The sequence below is a fragment of the Paraburkholderia sp. GAS348 genome (assembly GCF_050434205.1).
Classification (GTDB): domain Bacteria; phylum Pseudomonadota; class Gammaproteobacteria; order Burkholderiales; family Burkholderiaceae; genus Paraburkholderia.
This window is the reverse complement of sequence record NZ_JBNPVT010000007.1, coordinates 1-16,667: the sequence shown is the minus strand read 5'-3', so window position 1 is coordinate 16,667 and position 16,667 is coordinate 1. Positions and strand designations below refer to the sequence as shown.

Sequence of the window (16,667 nt, the reverse complement as noted above, 5' to 3'; positions counted from 1 at the left end):
GGAATGATAGGTGGCTTGACGCGAAATGTGATTGCGAAAAAATCTCCTTCGGAGCCGTGTCTTGGAACATAATTTGAGTCAAATGGGAAAGGGAGACCGAATATGAACGCGATCTCGCTCGACGCCACCGATTGCCGTATCTTGACGGTGCTTCAGCAAGAAGGAAGGATCAGCAATCTCGATTTGGCGGAGCGCATTTCGCTTTCGCCATCGGCCTGTTTACGACGCCTGCGCCTGCTGGAAGAGCAGGGCGTCATCGAACATTACCGCGCGTGTCTGAACCGCGAAGTGCTGGGTTTCGAACTGGAAGCGTTCGTGCAGGTGTCGATGCGCAACGACCAGGAGAACTGGCACGAGCGTTTTGCGGAGGCGGTGCGGGATTGGCCGGAAGTGGTCGGCGCGTTTGTCGTGACCGGCGAAACCCACTATCTGCTGCGGGTGCTCGCCCACAATCTCAAACACTATTCGGATTTCGTGCTGCAACGCCTCTATAAGGCGCCGGGCGTGATGGATATTCGCTCGAATATCGTGCTGCAGACGCTGAAGGAAGATTCGGGCGTACCGGTGTGGCTAGTGAAGAAAGCCAGCGGCCACAGCACGCCGCATAGCTGAGTGCGGGCGGCGGGGCAGCTTGCGTCGGCTTGAACCCGCTTGCGGCCGCTGTTGATACACAGCGGCGCCCGCATTCAGAGTGACTTGAGTCCGTGGAACTGCCCGTTCTGGAAGACCAGCGGCGCAATCTCCGCGGCATTCTCGTGGACGCCGCAGCGCTCCACTTCGCCGACGAAAATCACGTGGTCGCCTTCTTCGTAGCGGCTGCGGTTATGGCATTCGAACCAGGCGAGCGCGCCGTCGAGCACCGGCATGCCGGTGTCGCCTTCGGCGTGCGACACCCCTTCGAAACGATCGCCCTTCACCGTGGCAAAGCGCTTGCATAGATCGAGCTGCGACGCGGCCAGCACGTTGACCACATAGTGACTGTTGGCCCGGAACACCGGCATCGACGCCGAGCGCGTGGCGAGGCTCCACAGCACCAGCGGCGGATTGAGCGAAACCGAATTGAACGAGCTGGCCGTGATGCCGATCAATTGGCCGGACGCTGCGCGCGTTGTAATGACAGTGACCCCGGTGGCGAATTGGCCGAGCGCCTGTTTAAAGGCGACCTGGTCGAAGTTGGGCGGGCTGGCGCGCTTCATCGGGCGGAAGCCTTGGTGCCAAGCCGGGTGAACCCCGGGCTGAACCCATCGCGCATGCGGCCGGAAACAAATGATTCAAAAGTCATAGTGAAAATCGTCGATTTGCCCCAATTTTAACTGCAATCGCGGTGGACTGGCCGCGACCCCTGCCGGTTTGTGGAAAAACCGCTAAGCTGGAAAGTCTTGGGGGTGGCATGAGCGTTGCGGTTAACTGGGACCGGCATCGGCCGACTATGAGTATCAAGGAGCAAGCAGCATGAGTCAGATAGGCGAAGTCGCCACCCTCGGTGGCGGGTGTTTCTGGTGTCTTGAAGCGGTGTATCTGGGCGTCGAAGGTGTGAACTCGGTGGAGTCGGGCTATGCGGGCGGCCAGACCCAACGCCCGACCTATGAACAGGTGTGCGACGGCGTGACGGGCCACGCGGAAGTCGTGAACCTCGACTTCGATCCGGCGAAGATCAGCTATCGCGAGATTCTCGATATTTTCTTCGCGATTCACGATCCGACCCAGCTGAACCGGCAGGGCAACGACGTTGGCACGCAATACCGCTCAGTGATTTTTACCCACTCCGACGCACAGCGTGAAGCGGCACTGCAGGCGATCCGCGAGATCGGCGAACAGGGCATCTACGACGGTCAGATCGTCACCCAGGTGCTGCCGCTCGACGGCAACTACTGGCCGGCCGAGGCGTATCACCAGAACTACTTTGCGCAGCATCCGAATCAGGGGTACTGCTCGTTCGTGGTGGCGCCGAAGGTCGCGAAGTTCCGTCAGAAGTTCGCGCATCGGATCAAGGCGAGCTGAGCGTTTGGCGGTGGCGTGATGACGGCTTTGTCTGACCCGCCTGGTAGTAGTCAGATCCGGCCACCGGGTTCGCCGCCATCATGCCGCTCGCCGTGGTCTGGCTGCAGCTCCGCTTCCGCTTCCGCGTCCGACGCCGGTTGCGTAGGGTCCTGCTCGTGCTCATGAGCAAGGTGCGCATACGCTTCAATAATCGCCCGCGCCAATTCCACGCAGCTTAACGGCGCCGAACCTTCGGCCTTGTTGTTGATCGCGATCACCACCGGCTGGCCGGCCAGCGCGTAACGCGCAGCCAGTTCGGCGAGCGCGGCGCGGGTCGCCGGGTCCTGATCGACCAGCTGGTTGAACGGTTCATACTTGGCCTTCGCCTGTTCGTATTTGAAGCCGCCGTGCAAACTCCAGCGCACGATCAGAGGGCCGGCCGGCTCGCCGTCCAGCAGCGCGAGCGCCGCCGCCTGGCGCAGCGGGTCCGGCATCCGTGCATGAATGCCCACGCAATACCGCACGCCCGCCGCTTTCAACGAGCGGATAAAGCGCGGCGTGAGCAAACTCGCGTCGCGGATTTCGATCGCATAGCAGGTGCCTTCAGGCAGCTTGGGCAGCGCTGTGAGGAACTCGGCGAGGCGCTCGATGAACACCGCCGGTTGCGCGAGCATCTGGTCGGGCAGCGGTGAGAGCTGGAACACCAGCGCACCGGCTTTCGCACCGAGGCCTTCGAGGCATGGCGTGACGAATTCGTCGGTTGCCATTTGCGCGTTCAGAAAGCACGGGTTTAGCGAGACCGGCTCGCCGCGTTCGGCGCGCACGGTGGCATCGGTAATCGTCATCGGCGCTTTGACGATGAAGCGGAAGTGCTCCGGCACCTGCTGTGCGTAGCGCAAGTATTCGGTGACGGTGAGCGCCTGATAAAACGACCGGTCGATGCTGACGGTCTTTAACAGCGGATGTGCGCCATAGGCCGTCAAGCCTTCGCGCGAGAGTTTGCTGTTGCTGTAGTCGTCGCCGTAGACGATGCCATTCCAGCCTGGAAACGACCATGTCGACGTACCGAGATGGACCTGCGGCGGCAGTTCGGCGGCGAGCGCCAGGACTTCAGAAGAGGGGGGGGCGGCGAGAACGTCGCGTGAGCGGCGTTTCCTCGGCGTTTCGGCGGTTGCAGGCGCTGCATTGGCTCTGGCCGCGGTCTCGGCTTCGGATGGCGCCGGTGCGTCGTCTTCCTGCCAGAGCGGGGCAGCGCTGCTTGCTTTTGCGCGCGGCTGGCGCCGCCGTTCAACTTGCGCCGCGGTCGCGGGTGTTGGTGCTGCAGCCGAGCTTGCTAGCGTCACGTCGGCTTCGGCAATCGCGCGCGGTGGTTTCGCGCCCACATCAGGCTTCGATGCCGGCGCCGGTGTCTGCTCTACCGGCATCCCGAACAGATCGAACTGCACGGCGTCGGCTGGTGCGTCTTGCCCGCCGCTTACCGACTGTTCAACTTCGTTTGTCCCGCTCTGGTCCATCGATGTTCGACCTGCTGTTTAAGGTTTGCGCCACGTCGGCCCGCCCATGCGATGCACGAGCCATGGCGCGCAGCGAAGGCAAATCGCCGCGGCGCAACCGTATCACAACGTTTTGTCGTACATATAGTGGCGCGACCACGGCAAGGTTCTCGCGCTGCGGCCGGCTCTGCGGCACACCACCTGGTAGATCGAGACGTCGTCGTTCTCGAACGCGTACGCGCAGCCGGCGAGGTACACGCGCCAAATGCGGAATTTTTCGTCATCGACCAGCTTGCGGGCTTCCTCCGCATGCGCCTCGAAGTTTTCCGCCCAGATGGTCAGCGTGTGCGCATAGTGACGGCGCAGGCTTTCGACGTCAACCGCTTCAAGCCCGCCGCGCTGCATCGCTTCGAGCGCAAGGCTGATGTGCGGCAGTTCGCCGTCAGGGAATACATAACGGTCGATGAATTCGCCGCCGCCGAGCGCGGTTTCGCCGCTGTCCGAATCGCTCGACGTGATGCCGTGATTCATGGCGACGCCGTCGTCGACGAGCAGATCGTGGATCTTCTCAAAGTAGCCCGGCAGATTCTTGCGGCCGACATGCTCGAACATGCCGACGCTGGTGATGCGGTCGAACTGCCCGTCGATGTCGCGATAATCCTGCAGACGAATCTCGATCTGATTTTCCAGGCCCGCGGCTTTCACGCGTGCGGTAGCGAGATCGAACTGGTTCTGCGACAGCGTCACGCCGACGCACTTCGCGCCGAACTTCTGCGCTGCACGCAGGACGAGCGCGCCCCAGCCGCAGCCGATATCGAGCAGGCGCTGCCCCGGTTGCAACTGGATCTTGGTGAGGATGTGGTCGATCTTCTTGATCTGCGCGGTGGCGAGATCTTCAGTGCCATTCTCGAAGTACGCACACGAGTACACCATGTTCTCGTCGAGCCACAGTTTGTAGAATTCGTTCGAGACGTCGTAGTGGTACTGAATGGCCTTCTTGTCCGACGACTTCGAGTGCTGGAAGTAGCGCCGCACGCGCGCCAGCTTGCTTGCGCTGGTGACGGTGTTGCGCGCCAGCTGATAGCTGACGTTGATAATGTCCGACAGCTTGCCTTCGATGTCGATCTTGCCCTTCACATATGCCTCGCCCAGATTGTCGAGGCTCGGTTCGAGCAGATAAGGCAGCGCCGTAGCGCTTTTGACATGTAGCGTGACCCGAGGCGCGGCGAACTGCCCGAAGTCATGTTGCTGACCGTCCCACAGCACAAGGCGTGCTGGCAGGTTAGCCTTGGTTTTTACGTCCTCCACCCACTGCGCCAGCTTTTTCTCCCAGAACATGTGATCTCTCCGTGTCCGTTGAATTAAAGCAAAGCCTGTGTGGATTGCGGCTCGGTGCGGCGCAACTCCCATGCCGCGAGACGCACTCCGACCGGCGCGCGCTACTGCGTTGGCAACGCGCGTACGGTCTTGTATTTCGATTCAAGGCGAAAGGCGGGAGATTTGCCAGTTGCTGTGTTCGCTTGAACGCGTGTAGAGCAAACGATCGTGCAAACGCGACGGCCGGCCCTGCCAGAATTCGATTGCTTCGGGTACCAAACGATAGCCGCCCCAGTGCGGTGGGCGCGGCGGTTGGTCGCCGTATTGCAGGATGATTTCGCGTTCGCGTGTTTCGAGCTGCGAACGGCTTTCAATTACCTGACTTTGATTGGATGCCCACGCGCCGATGCGTGAACCGAGCGGACGCGACGCGAAATACGTATCGCTTTCTTCCGCGCTGGTTTTGGCGATGCGGCCTTCAACGCGCACCTGGCGTTCAAGTTCGATCCAGTAGAACAGCAGGCTCGCATAGGGATTGGCGGCCAGTTCGCGGCCCTTGCGGCTTTCGTAGTTGGTGAAGAACACAAAGCCGCGCTCGTCGACGCCTTTGATCAGCACAATGCGCGCCGACGGCCGGCCGCGCGAGTCGACCGTGGCCAGCGTCATCGTATTCGGTTCGGGCAATTGGGCGTCTACCGCTTGCTGAAACCACGTGTCGAATTGACGAAACGGGTTGCGGTTGATATCGGCAACGTCCAAAGAACCCAGCGAATAGTTTTTTCGAAGTTCGGCGAGTGAGGTCATATTCTTATGCGAACGCTACAGTACAACCAGTATAGCCAAGGCGTGAACTCTTTGCGCGCGACCAGATCAAGGCCCGCCGCACTGTGTGGACATCGACGCCCCTACGTTCTGCGGCCATTCGTGCATAAGTGGGTGCGGCCGTGTGGATCGTCGCGATCAGGCAAAATACGGGCTGCGAACGCCTGAGCGTTTGTACCAGTTTGTACCACTTTGTGTTTTGCCTGCTTTGAACGAGCCTTCCACCATGTCCAGCACCACCGCGCATTCCGATCTTACTACCAGCCTCGACGGGAGTGAAACCGCCGACCGCGCGCGGCGCTTCGGCGGCATTGCCCGCCTGTACGGCGCACCGGCGCTCGCTGCGTTCGAAGGGGCACACGTCGCCGTGATCGGCATCGGCGGGGTCGGTTCCTGGGTGGCGGAGGCGTTGGCGCGCAGCGCGGTGGGCACGCTGACCTTGATCGATCTGGACAATGTCGCCGAGAGCAACACTAACCGCCAGATCCATGCGCTGGACGGTAATTATGGAAAACCGAAGGTCGAGGCGATGGCCGAACGCATCGCGGCAATCAATCCGTTCTGCGACGTGCGGCTGGTGGAAGACTTTGTGGAGCCGGACAATTTCGCGGCGACGCTCGGCGGCGGTTTCGACTACGTGATCGACGCGATCGACAGCGTGCGCACCAAGACCGCGTTGATCGCGTGGTGCGTCGAGAAGAAGCAGCCGTTGATTACGGTGGGCGGCGCGGGTGGCCAACTGGATCCGACGCGCATTCGGATCGACGATCTCGCGTTGACCACCCAGGACCCGTTGTTATCGAAAGTGCGCGGGCAGTTGCGTAAGCAGCATGGCTTTCCGCGCGGCCCGAAGGCGAAGTTCAAGGTGAGCGCGGTGTATTCCGATGAGCCGCTGATCTATCCGGAGGCCGCCGTGTGCGATATCGACGAGGAAGCGGAGCACGTCACGACGTCGCCGGGGCATACGGGACCGGTGGGTTTGAACTGTGCGGGATTTGGATCGAGCGTGTGCGTGACCGCGAGCTTCGGTTTTGCCGCGGCCGCGCATGTGTTGCGGGCGTTGGCCAGGCAGGCTGCGGGTTGAAGTGGTGGGGTGTTTGAAGCCGGGAGCCGGGCAGGTGTGCGGTGAGGCGGTAAAGCTGGAAGGCAATAAAGACACGAGCGGGCCGCAAGGCATTAAGCGACTGCGAGGGAGCGAGTCGTTGCAGCGTATGCCGCAGCGCATTCAGGCGCGGCTCCCTCGCCGCACCTGAACACAGTACCGATTAGAACAACAACGCGCTCAGCTTGCGCCGCCATTGCGACACCAGTTCCGGCTGATGCGCGGCGAGATCGAACACCGACAGCATCGTTTTACGGCCGATGTCGTCGCGGAACGTGCGGTCGCGTTGCACGATCGCCAACAAGTGTTCGAGCGCGCCTTCGTATTTGCGCCGGGCGATAAGTGCGCTAGCCAGATCGAAGCGTGCTTCGAGATCGTCCGGATTCGCTGCGACTTTGGCTTCGAGTGCATCCGTGGGCGGCAGATCAGCCGCGGCGTCCACCGCATCGAGCCGCGTCTTGATCGCGTTGAAGCGGGCGTCGATCCCCTGCGTGGTTTTCGGCGACAGCAGGTCGACTTCATTGCGCGCTTCGTCGATGCGATGATCTTCGAGCAGCATCTCGATGAGGTCCATGCGTGCTTCGTCGAAGCCTGGGTCGTAGGCGAGTGCGGCTTGCAGCGCGTTGTAGGCATCCTCGCGGCGGCCGTCAGCCAACGCGGCTTGCGCGTCAAGACGTGCCGCGTCCGCGCCTTGCGGCACGAGGCGCTCGATAAACTCGCGCAACTGACCTTCCGGTAGCACGCCGACGAATTGATCGACCGGCTGGCCGTCGGCAAACGCCATGACGTGCGGAATGCTGCGTACCTGGAAGTGTCCGGCCAGTTCCTGGTTCTCGTCCACGTTTACCTTTACCAGCTTCCATTTGCCGGCGGCTTCGGCTTCGAGCTTCTCCAGCATTGGGCCGAGCGTCTTGCAGGGGCCGCACCACGGCGCCCAGAAATCGACCAGCACAGGGGCCAGTGTCGACGCCGTGATGACGTCCTGTTCGAAAGTGGCCAGAGTGGTGTCCATTGCGTCCTCGTCGATAAAACGGTTTGTTGGCTAGTTGGGGCCGAGTGCCGCGAATTCAATGATTCAACGCGGCGGATGCAGGCCGCCGGGGCCGCACATGCCCGCACAGACGGCGAGCTTGCCGGTGGCGAGCGCACGGGGTGCCGCCACGTTCACACAGGTGGCGAGCGCACGGGGTGCCCCCCACGTTCACTTATTTTCTTGTCGGCAGCGGAATCCATTCGGTTTCGCCCGGCACCTGGCCCATCTCCTGATTGGTCCAAGCCAGCTTCGCGGCTTCGATCTTCTCGCGCGAACTGGCGACGAAGTTCCATTCGATAAAGCGCTCGCCATCCAGCTTCTCGCCACCCAGCAGCATTGCGCGTGCGCCGCGGCTGCTGGCAAGCGTGACGGTTTCGTCGAGCGCGAGCACGGCCATCTGCCCCACTTCGAGCGGCGTGCCGTCGATCTCCAGATCGCCGTCCACCAGGTAGACACCGCGTTCCTCGTGCTCCGGTTCGAGCGCGAAGGCGCCGCCCGGGGCGAATTCCGCGGCCACATACAGCGTGCCGGAAAAGGTCGCGACCGGCGAGGTTTCGCCGAACGCCGTGCCGGCGATCACGCGCAGCGTGACGCCGTTGCGCTCGACCACCGGCAGTGTGTTTGCCGCGTGATGCGAGAAGGACGGTGCGATGTCTTCGTCCTCGAGCGGCAGCGCGACCCAGGTCTGGATGCCGTGCACGGTTTGGCCGCTCGCGCGGTCTTCAGGCGGCGTGCGTTCGGAATGGACGATGCCGCGGCCCGCCGTCATCCAGTTGACGTCGCCCGGGACGATCTTCTGCTCGGAGCCGAGGCTGTCGCGATGCATGATCGAGCCCTCGAACAGATACGTGACGGTGGCGAGGCCGATATGCGGGTGCGGACGCACATCGAGCCCGACACCGGGTTCGAGCGCGGCGGGACCCATATGATCGAAGAAGATGAACGGGCCGATCAGGCGTGCCGCCATGGCCGGCAGCACACGGCGCACGCTGAGGTTGCCGACGTCGCGCAGATGGGGTTTGAGAACTGCTTTGATCGAGGAAGACATGGGCAGGCTCGGCTGGAAGGGTGGGTTGGATTTTGTTTAATGGATGATTCTACTGCGGTTAAGGCTACGCCCGCATTCCGCATGCCATGTACACACATGTATTTACATTGACGGTGCGGATGGCTATAGTATTAGCTCGTACATCCGGCGTACATCCGCAGCAGGAGTTCAGCATGCTCACCAAAGTCTTTCGCAACGGCAATTCGCAAGCGGTGCGTATTCCAGCCGAATTGGCATTCGACCGCGCCGACGTCGAGGTTGAAATCGAACGAGTTGGCGAAGAATTGCGGATCCGTCCAACCCGGCGTCCACTGACCGGCGTGCTCAAAAAATTCGGCAAATTCGGGCCAGACTTCATGTCCGAAGGACGTGGAGATCACGAGCAGGCCGAGCGCGAGGATTTGTAATGCCGCGCTACATGCTCGACACGAATATCTGCATCTACCTGATGAAGAACCAGCCGGAACAGGTTGCGAAGCGCTTTGCGGAATGTTTCGTCGGCGATGTGGTGATGTCTGCCATTACTTTTGCAGAACTCGAATACGGCGTGGCGGTATCGGCGAACCGTGCACGCGAGCGCCGCAATCTGGCGGCACTCGCCGAAGATATTCTGGTCATGCCGTTCGACAGCGCTGCAGCAAGCGCGTACGGTCCGATTCGCGAGGCGACGCGCGAGCGTAAGAAGGATCAGTTCGACGAGCTAATCGCGGCACATGCCGTGGCGCTCGGCGTGGTGCTGGTGACCAACAACGAACGTGACTTCGCCGCGTATCCGGGGCTGCGCGTGGAAAACTGGCTGAACGGCTAGCTACGCTTTAACGCACTTTCGCGTGAGGCGACGTCCGCTCAACTGACGCCAACGCGGCATGACCCGGCGTGATGCGATGTCATGCCGCGTTGGCGTCAGGTCATGCGGTTCTTCGCCAACGGCGGGTTCGCCGCGAAATAGCGCTTGATGCCGTTCATGATCGCGTCGGCCATCTTGTCGCGATACGCGTCGTCGTTCAGGCGGCGCTCTTCGTCCGGATTGCTGATGAAGGCGGTCTCCACGAGGATCGACGGAATGTCCGGCGCCTTCAGCACGGCAAACCCGGCCTGTTCGACCGAACCCTTGTGAAGCTTGTTGATGCCGCCGATTTCATTCAGCACGAAATTGCCGTAGCGCATCGAATCGCGGATCTGCGCCGTGGTCGACATATCGAATAGCGCGCGGTTGACGGAGGCGTCGGCGGACTTGATGTTGATACCGCCGATCTGATCCGACGAGTTCTCCTTGTTCGCCATCCAGCGGGCCGCGGCGCTCGACGCGCCATGCTCCGACAACGCGAACACCGACGAGCCTTTCGCTTCGGGTGTGGTGAACGCGTCCGCATGGATCGACACGAACAGGTCCGCACCCACGCGCCGTGCCTTCTGCACCCGCACGTTAAGCGGCACGAAGAAGTCGGCGTCGCGCGTCATCATGGCGCGCATGTTCGGCTGTGCGTCGATCTTCGCGCGCAGCTTCTTCGCGATGTCGAGTGCGACGTGCTTCTCGTAAGTGCCCGAGCCGCCGATCGCGCCCGGGTCCTCGCCGCCGTGACCCGGATCGATCGCGACGGTGAGCAGACGCACCGTGTTGCTCTTGCCGGTTTTCGGGTTGGTGAAGGCGTAGCTATCGTCGCCGTTGCTGTCATCACCGAGGTTGCCGGCGCTGCTGCCACTGCCACTGCTATTGCTGCCTTTGTTGCGGGCAAGCGCCGTGGGCGGCGCGCTGGGCGCCGTCGGCGTCGAAGGCTTGCCGAGCATAGGGGGAGCAGGCGCCGGCGTAATATGCACCGGCGGACGCGGCACGCTCGGCGCCGTTCCGCCGCTGCCGTTCTGCGCATAACGCTCGAAGAAGGCTTCGCTGTTATCGGCGGTGGGCGGCGTGGTGCCCGGGCCGCTTAACGTGGCGGGCGGCGCGTTGTTTTCATCCAGCGTTTGCTGCTTGCGCTCGGTCTGCGCGAGCAGATCCATCAGCGGATCGGGCGCGACGGCGGGGTACAGGTCGAACACCAGCCGGTATTTGTACGCGCCGACCGGCGGCAGCGTGAACACTTGGGGCTTCACCGAGCCCTTCAGATCGAACACCATACGCACGACGTGCGGCTGATATTGCCCGACACGTACCGACTGGATCTGCGGATCGTTCGGCGTGATCTTCGATACCAGATCCTTCAGCGCCTGATCCAGATCGAGGCCGCTCAGATCGACCACCAGCCGGTCCGGCCCCTGCAGCAACTGCTGCGTGTTCTGCAAAGGCTGATCCGACTCGATCGTCACGCGCGTGTAATCGCGTGCCGGCCAAACCCGCACGCCCAGCACCGAGCTCGCCCACGCGAGACGCGGAGCGACCAGGCCGAGCACCAGCGTGGACGCGCCCGCGCGCAGAATCTGCCGGCGCCGCCAGTTATGCGTTGCGGTAGCCGCCGATTCGATCGAGCGGAACGGTTTGATCAACATCTTTCGAGACATGCCTTTCCTGATTCGCTGTATGCCCGCGCGACGAGTACCCGGCCGTCGCCCTCGTGGTCCAGGTCGAGCGCGAAGACGAGATCCGGCACGCCGAGGAGACGCCCGGCGCGCTCTGGCCATTCGACGAGGCAGATGGCGCCGCTATCGAAGTACTCGCGAAAGCCCGCGTCAGCCCATTCGGCCGGGTCGGTGAATCTGTACAGATCGAAGTGATAGAGCGCGAGTTCCCCAGCGGACCGCTCAAGCACGTAGGGTTCGACGAGTGTGTAGGTGGGACTGCGCACGCGGCCGGTGTGGCCGAGGCCGCGCAAGGTCGCGCGCACGAGTGTGGTTTTGCCGGCGCCGAGGTCGCCGACTAGTTGGACTTGCAGTCCGTGGAATGCCTGATGACCTGCGGCGCCTGGCGTGTGTTGTTGCGCTGCTTGCTGCGGGTTTTGCTGCGGGGTTTGCTGAAACCCGCGCGCGCTTTCGATTGCCCGTGCAAAGCGCTCGCCGAATGCGTTGGTGGCGGCCTCGTCCGCGAGCGCGAAGGAGCGTTCGAGCAGGACATCGGCGGGCGGTTGGATCGCGAGATCGGAATTGACGGGCATTCTCGTAAAATGGCGTGATGAACCGAAGTCCGGAGTCCCCAGTTTCCTGCACGCCTGCGTCTAACGACGATGCGCGTGCCGAACGTCATTTCGATGAAGCGGCGCTGAATGCGCTCGCGCTGAACATCAAAACGTGGGGCCGTGAACTGGGTTTCGGGGCGATCGGTATCAGCGACACCGATCTCTCCGCTGCCGAGGCGCCGCTCGCAGCATGGCTGGACGCGGGTTGCCACGGCGAGATGGATTATATGGCGAAACACGGCATGAAACGCGCGCGCCCCGCCGAGCTTGTGGCCGGCACGCGACGTGTGATTACCGCGCGCATCGCCTATTTGCCCGCTCAGACGTTGAGTGGAAAGGCGCACGAAAGCGCATTGCAGGACACGCCGCTGGCACCGCCAGACTGGCGCGCAGCCGAGCATGCGCGGATTGCGGACCCGTCGGCTGCGGTGGTGTCGATCTATGCGCGGGGCCGCGATTATCACAAGGTAATGCGTAACCGTCTGCAACATCTGGCCGAGAAAATCGAGGCGGAGATCGGCGCGTTCGGCTACCGCGTATTTACCGATTCGGCGCCGGTGCTCGAAGTAGAACTTGCCCAGAAGGCCGGAATCGGCTGGCGCGGCAAACACACGCTGTTGCTGCAGCGCGATGCCGGTTCGCTGTTTTTTCTCGGCGAAATCTACGTCGACGTGCCGCTGCCCACCGATGCCGAGACCTCGCCCGACAATGCGCCCGAAACGCCGGGTTCGCATTGCGGCAGTTGCACGCGCTGCATCGGCGCATGCCCGACGGGTGCGATTGTGGCGCCCTACAAGGTCGACGCACGCCGCTGTATTTCGTATCTGACGATCGAATTGAAGGGCAAGATTCCCCTGGAAATGCGGCCGCTGATCGGTAATCGTGTGTATGGCTGCGACGATTGCCAGCTCGTCTGTCCCTGGAACAAGTTTGCGCAGGCCGCGCCGGTCGCGGATTTCGATGTGCGGCATGGGCTCGATCGCGCGACGCTGGTCGAGTTGTTTGCATGGAGCGCGGAGGAGTTCGATACGCGCATGCAGGGCAGTGCGATTCGCCGCATCGGCTATGAGAGCTGGCTGCGCAATCTGGCGGTGGGGATGGGTAATGCGCTGCGGGCCTCGTCGGAAAGTTTGAGTGCGGATGCGCGTGAGGCGATTGTTAGCGCGCTGAAGTTACGCGTCGATGACCCCTCCGTCGTGGTGCGCGAGCATGTGGAATGGGCGTTGGAAGCGGCGTAAAGTAGCGGCAATCGGGCGGGGGCCGGGGGCTGTGCCAGAAATAAGCGGCGAGTCATGGCGCGTAGCGCGTTTGCAAACTACCCGCGCGCTCATTCAAATGCGCCGCCGTGCGATCTGAAAGATGCCCCGCCAATCACGGAGCAAGCAACCATGTTCAACGCAGTGATCGATGCACCGTTCGGCAAGGTCGGCATCCGCCTCGAAGGCGAGGCCGTGCGCGAAATCGTCTATCTGCCGGAGTCGACGCCGAGTGTCGCGCCGGACACGCTTCTGGCAAAGCAGGTCGTAGAGCAGCTCGAGCGATATTTCGAACGTGCGTCCGCGAAGTTCGAATTGCCGCTGGCAGCGGTTGGCACCGCGTTTCAGCGGCGCGTATGGCAAGCGATCAGCGACATTCCGCCGGGCGTCGTACTGACCTATGGGCAACTGGCAAGGCAGCTCGGTAGCGCTCCTCGCGCGGTCGGTCAGGCGTGCGGGGCAAATTACTTCCCGATCGTGATTCCGTGTCATCGGGTGGTCAGTTCGAGCGGCATCGGCGGATTCGCGCATCACGCCGGAGATGGTTTCTTTCGCAACGTCAAGCGCTGGCTTCTGGCGCATGAAGGCATTCCCTACGCATGAGCGACACCGTGACTGAAGACGCGCCGGCCGCGTCACCTTTGTTTGTGGCGAGCTCGGCCTCGATCGATGCGTTCTGCGACGCGTTGTGGCTCGAGCACGGCTTGTCGCGCAACACGCTCGACGCGTACCGCCGCGATCTGCGGCTGTTCTGCGAATGGCTTGTGCAAACCCGCGACAAGTCGCTCGACACCGCCAGCGAGGTCGACCTCGACGCCTATAGCGCGGCGCGCCAGAAAGACAAATCCACCTCGGCGAACCGGCGGCTCTCGGTGTTTCGCCGCTACTACGGCTGGGCGGTGCGCGAGCATCGCACGAAGATCGATCCGACGGTACGCATCCGTTCAGCCAGGCAACCTCCGCGTTTTCCGTCGACGCTCACTGAAGCGCAAGTCGAAGCGCTGCTCGGTGCTCCGGATATCGACACGCCCTTGGGCCTGCGCGACCGCACCATGCTGGAGTTGATGTACGCGAGCGGTTTGCGTGTCACCGAACTCGTCACGCTGAAGACGGTGGAAGTGGGCCTGAACGAAGGCGTCGTGCGCGTAATGGGCAAGGGTTCGAAAGAGCGCCTGATTCCGTTCGGCGAAGAGGCGCACGGCTGGATCGAACGCTATCTGCGCGAAGCGCGTCCTGCTTTGCTGGGAGCGCGGGCGACGGATGCGCTGTTCGTCACCAGCCGCGCGGAGGGCATGACCCGCCAGCAGTTCTGGAACATCATCAAGCGTCACGCGGCAGCGGCCGACGTGCACGCGCCGCTCTCGCCGCATACGCTGCGGCATGCGTTCGCGACGCACCTGCTGAACCATGGTGCCGATTTGCGCGTCGTGCAATTGCTGCTCGGCCATACGGATATCTCGACCACGCAGATCTATACGCACGTGGCCCGCGAACGGCTGAAGTCGTTGCATGCGCAGCATCACCCGCGGGGGTGAGGCTCGTTAGCGGCTGCGCGGGGCGATGCGCTTGCCGTTGCTGCGGCTGGTAGCGGCTAAGGCGGCCGCTACCAAAGCCACAGCCACCACCGCAGCCACAGCCACAGCCGCAGCCACAGCCACAGCCACAGCCACAGCCACAGCCACAGCCACAGCCACAGCCACAGCCACAGCCACAGCCACAGCCACAGCCACAGCCACAGCCACCACCGCAGTCGCTGTCTTTGCCACCGCCGCGGCCATCACCATGGCGTCAGACGAAATCGCGCAGTCGGTGCTTGAGAATCTTGCCCGTCGACGCAGCCGGCAGCGCAGCCAGCACCTTCACTTCGGCGGGGCGCTTATATGGCGCGAGACGCTCGCCGCACCACGCGATCAGTTCAGCCGGCGACACCTTCGCGCCTGCGATCAATTCGACGAACGCGACCACTTCCTCGTTACCCTCTACCGCGCGCCCGATCACCGCCGACTGCACCACCTGCGGATGCGCGTTCAACACATGCTCGACCTCCGCGGGATACACGTTGAAGCCTGAGCGGATGATCAGCTCCTTGCTGCGCCCGACGATATGCAACGCACCGTCCGTGTCCTGCCGCGCGAGATCGCCGGTCTTGAGCCAGCCGTCTTCGGTGACTGCAGCGCGGGTCTGCTCCGGGCTGCGGTAGTAGCCGAGCATCACGTTCGGGCCACGCACCCATAGTTCGCCGATTTCGCCCGGCGCGGCATCCACACCATCGAGCCCGACGAATCGCACCTCAACGCCAGGGATGACCTCGCCGACCGAGCAATCGCTGCGTGGCGCATCGAGCATGGTGTGGGAGACGGTCGGGCTGCTCTCGGTCATGCCGTAGCCGTTGTGGAGCGGCAGGCCGTAGACGCTTTCGACGTGCGCTTTCAACGCGGCGTCGAGCGGCGAGCCGCCCGAATAGGCAAAGCGCAGGTGCGGCGCGGACCACGTGTGGCCATGTGTTTGCAGATGTTCGAGCAGTTTGGCGTGCATGGCCGGAACGCCCTGGAAGATCGAAACGCGTTCTTCGGCGAGCGCGCGACGCACCGCTTCCGGTGCGAAACGTGGCGCGAGGCGCAAGGTGGCGCCGGCGTGCAGGCTGCCGAGACAAACCGAGGCAAAGCCATACACGTGCGAGATCGGCAGAACGGCGTACGCGATATCGTCCGGGCCGATTTTGCGCAAGCGGCTCGACACGGCCGCGATGAAGAGCAGATTGCGATGCGACAGCATCACGCCTTTCGGCGCGCCCGTGGTTCCCGTGGTGTAGATCAGTGCGGCGCATTGGCGGTGATTGGCGGCTTCGACCGGTTCGGCTTTCGCGATGGTGTCGATCGTGTACGACCAGGCACCGATATCCGGTGTGATAGCGGGCGCTGTGATGGCTTGAAGCCGCTGCGCATGCTGTTGGGCATCCGCGGAGCTTTCGACCGCATACGCGACCACGCGAGGCTGCGCATGCGCACGGATCGCGTCGAGTTCGGCTGCTGACAGGCGTGCATTCGACACCAGCGCCCACGCGTCGAGTTTCGCGGTCGCGAACAGCAGCACGATCTGCACGATGCTGTTCTCGGCCACGATCATCACGCGATCGCCGCCACGCACGCCCCAATTGCGCAGTAGCGCGGCGGCGGCATCGACGGCTTCCAGAAGTTGCGCATTGGTGAGGCGGCGCGCATCCTCGATCAAGGCGACGTGCTGCGGATCGCGCGCGGCGGCGAGCGCTGGAATGTCGGCGATACGCGCGGGCAGGGCTGCCAGCAGCGCGGGAATATCGATCGTGGAACGGGTGGATGAATCGAGTCTCAACACTGTCTCCTGTGTCGACCAGAGTTGACGCTTTAGCGTCTTACTCTGGTCCCATGCAAAGCGGTCGACCAGAGTTGACGCTTTAGCGTCTTACTCTGGTCCCATGCAAAGCGGTCGACCAGAGTTGACGCTTTAGCGTCTTACTCTGGTCCCATGCA

18 protein-coding genes are annotated in these 16,667 nt (G+C 62.7%); 8 read left to right on the top strand and 10 right to left on the bottom strand.

Going from position 1 to position 16,667, the window contains the following annotated elements:
* Nucleotides 1-102 precede the first annotated feature (102 nt).
* Complete coding sequence (locus P3T22_RS14235; protein ID WP_429325286.1) at nucleotides 103-612, top strand: Lrp/AsnC family transcriptional regulator; 510 nt, start codon at nucleotides 103-105, stop codon at nucleotides 610-612.
* Nucleotides 613-686: 74 nt separating this feature from the next.
* On the opposite strand, the gene P3T22_RS14230 is transcribed toward P3T22_RS14235, so the two are convergent.
* Complete coding sequence (locus P3T22_RS14230; RefSeq protein ID WP_063497195.1) at nucleotides 687-1,196, bottom strand: flavin reductase family protein; 510 nt, start codon at nucleotides 1,194-1,196, stop codon at nucleotides 687-689.
* Between the two features lie 256 nt (nucleotides 1,197-1,452).
* On the opposite strand from P3T22_RS14230, the gene msrA reads away from it, so the two are divergent.
* Complete coding sequence (gene msrA / locus P3T22_RS14225) at nucleotides 1,453-2,001, top strand: peptide-methionine (S)-S-oxide reductase MsrA (protein WP_429325285.1); 549 nt, start codon at nucleotides 1,453-1,455, stop codon at nucleotides 1,999-2,001.
* Nucleotides 2,002-2,051: 50 nt separating this feature from the next.
* On the opposite strand, the gene P3T22_RS14220 is transcribed toward msrA, so the two are convergent.
* The 3 genes from P3T22_RS14220 to pdxH form a co-directional block, all read right to left on the bottom strand.
* Nucleotides 2,052-3,494 (bottom strand): DUF72 domain-containing protein, encoded by a 1,443-nt coding sequence (locus P3T22_RS14220; protein WP_429325284.1) that lies wholly within the window; start codon nucleotides 3,492-3,494, stop codon nucleotides 2,052-2,054.
* A 102-nt stretch (nucleotides 3,495-3,596) separates the two neighbouring features.
* Nucleotides 3,597-4,811, bottom strand: coding sequence for an SAM-dependent methyltransferase (locus tag P3T22_RS14215; RefSeq protein WP_063497192.1), 1,215 nt, complete (start codon nucleotides 4,809-4,811; stop codon nucleotides 3,597-3,599).
* Between the two features lie 141 nt (nucleotides 4,812-4,952).
* Nucleotides 4,953-5,594 (bottom strand): pyridoxamine 5'-phosphate oxidase, encoded by a 642-nt coding sequence (gene pdxH, locus P3T22_RS14210; RefSeq protein WP_429325283.1) that lies wholly within the window; start codon nucleotides 5,592-5,594, stop codon nucleotides 4,953-4,955.
* Between the two features lie 244 nt (nucleotides 5,595-5,838).
* On the opposite strand from pdxH, the gene tcdA reads away from it, so the two are divergent.
* Nucleotides 5,839-6,696, top strand: a complete 858-nt coding sequence (gene tcdA, locus P3T22_RS14205) for a tRNA cyclic N6-threonylcarbamoyladenosine(37) synthase TcdA (RefSeq protein ID WP_063497190.1) — start codon at nucleotides 5,839-5,841, stop codon at nucleotides 6,694-6,696.
* Between the two features lie 181 nt (nucleotides 6,697-6,877).
* Here tcdA and trxA read toward each other — a convergent pair whose 3' ends face one another.
* Together trxA and P3T22_RS14195 are read right to left on the bottom strand one after the other, a co-directional pair.
* Nucleotides 6,878-7,726: a thioredoxin gene (trxA, locus tag P3T22_RS14200; protein ID WP_429325282.1), complete on the bottom strand. Its 849-nt coding sequence runs from the start codon at nucleotides 7,724-7,726 to the stop codon at nucleotides 6,878-6,880.
* Between the two features lie 193 nt (nucleotides 7,727-7,919).
* On the bottom strand, nucleotides 7,920-8,795 hold the full coding sequence (locus P3T22_RS14195) for a pirin family protein (protein WP_429325281.1): 876 nt from the start codon (nucleotides 8,793-8,795) through the stop codon (nucleotides 7,920-7,922).
* 173 nt (nucleotides 8,796-8,968) lie between these two features.
* Here P3T22_RS14195 and vapB point away from each other — a divergent pair, with 173 nt between their 5' ends.
* Nucleotides 8,969-9,202: a type II toxin-antitoxin system VapB family antitoxin gene (gene vapB / locus P3T22_RS14190; RefSeq protein ID WP_172309389.1), complete on the top strand. Its 234-nt coding sequence runs from the start codon at nucleotides 8,969-8,971 to the stop codon at nucleotides 9,200-9,202.
* Nucleotides 9,202-9,603, top strand: coding sequence for a type II toxin-antitoxin system VapC family toxin (locus P3T22_RS14185; RefSeq protein WP_429325280.1), 402 nt, complete (start codon nucleotides 9,202-9,204; stop codon nucleotides 9,601-9,603). The genes vapB and P3T22_RS14185 overlap by 1 nt, the downstream gene beginning before the upstream one ends.
* A gap of 95 nt (nucleotides 9,604-9,698) precedes the next feature.
* Here the strand turns inward: P3T22_RS14185 and P3T22_RS14180 are convergent, their stop codons facing one another.
* Nucleotides 9,699-11,291, bottom strand: coding sequence for an N-acetylmuramoyl-L-alanine amidase (locus P3T22_RS14180; RefSeq protein WP_429325279.1), 1,593 nt, complete (start codon nucleotides 11,289-11,291; stop codon nucleotides 9,699-9,701).
* A complete protein-coding gene (tsaE, locus tag P3T22_RS14175) occupies nucleotides 11,273-11,881 on the bottom strand; it encodes a tRNA (adenosine(37)-N6)-threonylcarbamoyltransferase complex ATPase subunit type 1 TsaE (RefSeq protein WP_429325278.1) in 609 nt (202 codons plus the stop codon). Before tsaE ends, P3T22_RS14180 begins: the two co-directional genes overlap by 19 nt.
* 17 nt (nucleotides 11,882-11,898) lie before the next feature.
* Here tsaE and queG point away from each other — a divergent pair, with 17 nt between their 5' ends.
* The 3 genes from queG to xerD all read left to right on the top strand — a co-directional run bounded on the left by queG (nucleotide 11,899) and on the right by xerD (nucleotide 14,693).
* Nucleotides 11,899-13,140, top strand: coding sequence for a tRNA epoxyqueuosine(34) reductase QueG (gene queG / locus P3T22_RS14170; protein ID WP_063497183.1), 1,242 nt, complete (start codon nucleotides 11,899-11,901; stop codon nucleotides 13,138-13,140).
* A 150-nt stretch (nucleotides 13,141-13,290) separates the two neighbouring features.
* Nucleotides 13,291-13,761, top strand: a complete 471-nt coding sequence (locus P3T22_RS14165) for a methylated-DNA--[protein]-cysteine S-methyltransferase (protein ID WP_063498078.1) — start codon at nucleotides 13,291-13,293, stop codon at nucleotides 13,759-13,761.
* Nucleotides 13,758-14,693, top strand: coding sequence for a site-specific tyrosine recombinase XerD (gene xerD / locus P3T22_RS14160; RefSeq protein WP_063497182.1), 936 nt, complete (start codon nucleotides 13,758-13,760; stop codon nucleotides 14,691-14,693). Before P3T22_RS14165 ends, xerD begins: the two co-directional genes overlap by 4 nt.
* A gap of 6 nt (nucleotides 14,694-14,699) precedes the next feature.
* On the opposite strand, the gene P3T22_RS14155 is transcribed toward xerD, so the two are convergent.
* Nucleotides 14,700-14,942: a hypothetical protein gene (locus P3T22_RS14155; protein ID WP_429325277.1), complete on the bottom strand. Its 243-nt coding sequence runs from the start codon at nucleotides 14,940-14,942 to the stop codon at nucleotides 14,700-14,702.
* Nucleotides 14,943-14,946: 4 nt separating this feature from the next.
* Nucleotides 14,947-16,509, bottom strand: coding sequence for a class I adenylate-forming enzyme family protein (locus P3T22_RS14150; protein WP_063497180.1), 1,563 nt, complete (start codon nucleotides 16,507-16,509; stop codon nucleotides 14,947-14,949).
* Nucleotides 16,510-16,667 lie beyond the last annotated feature (158 nt).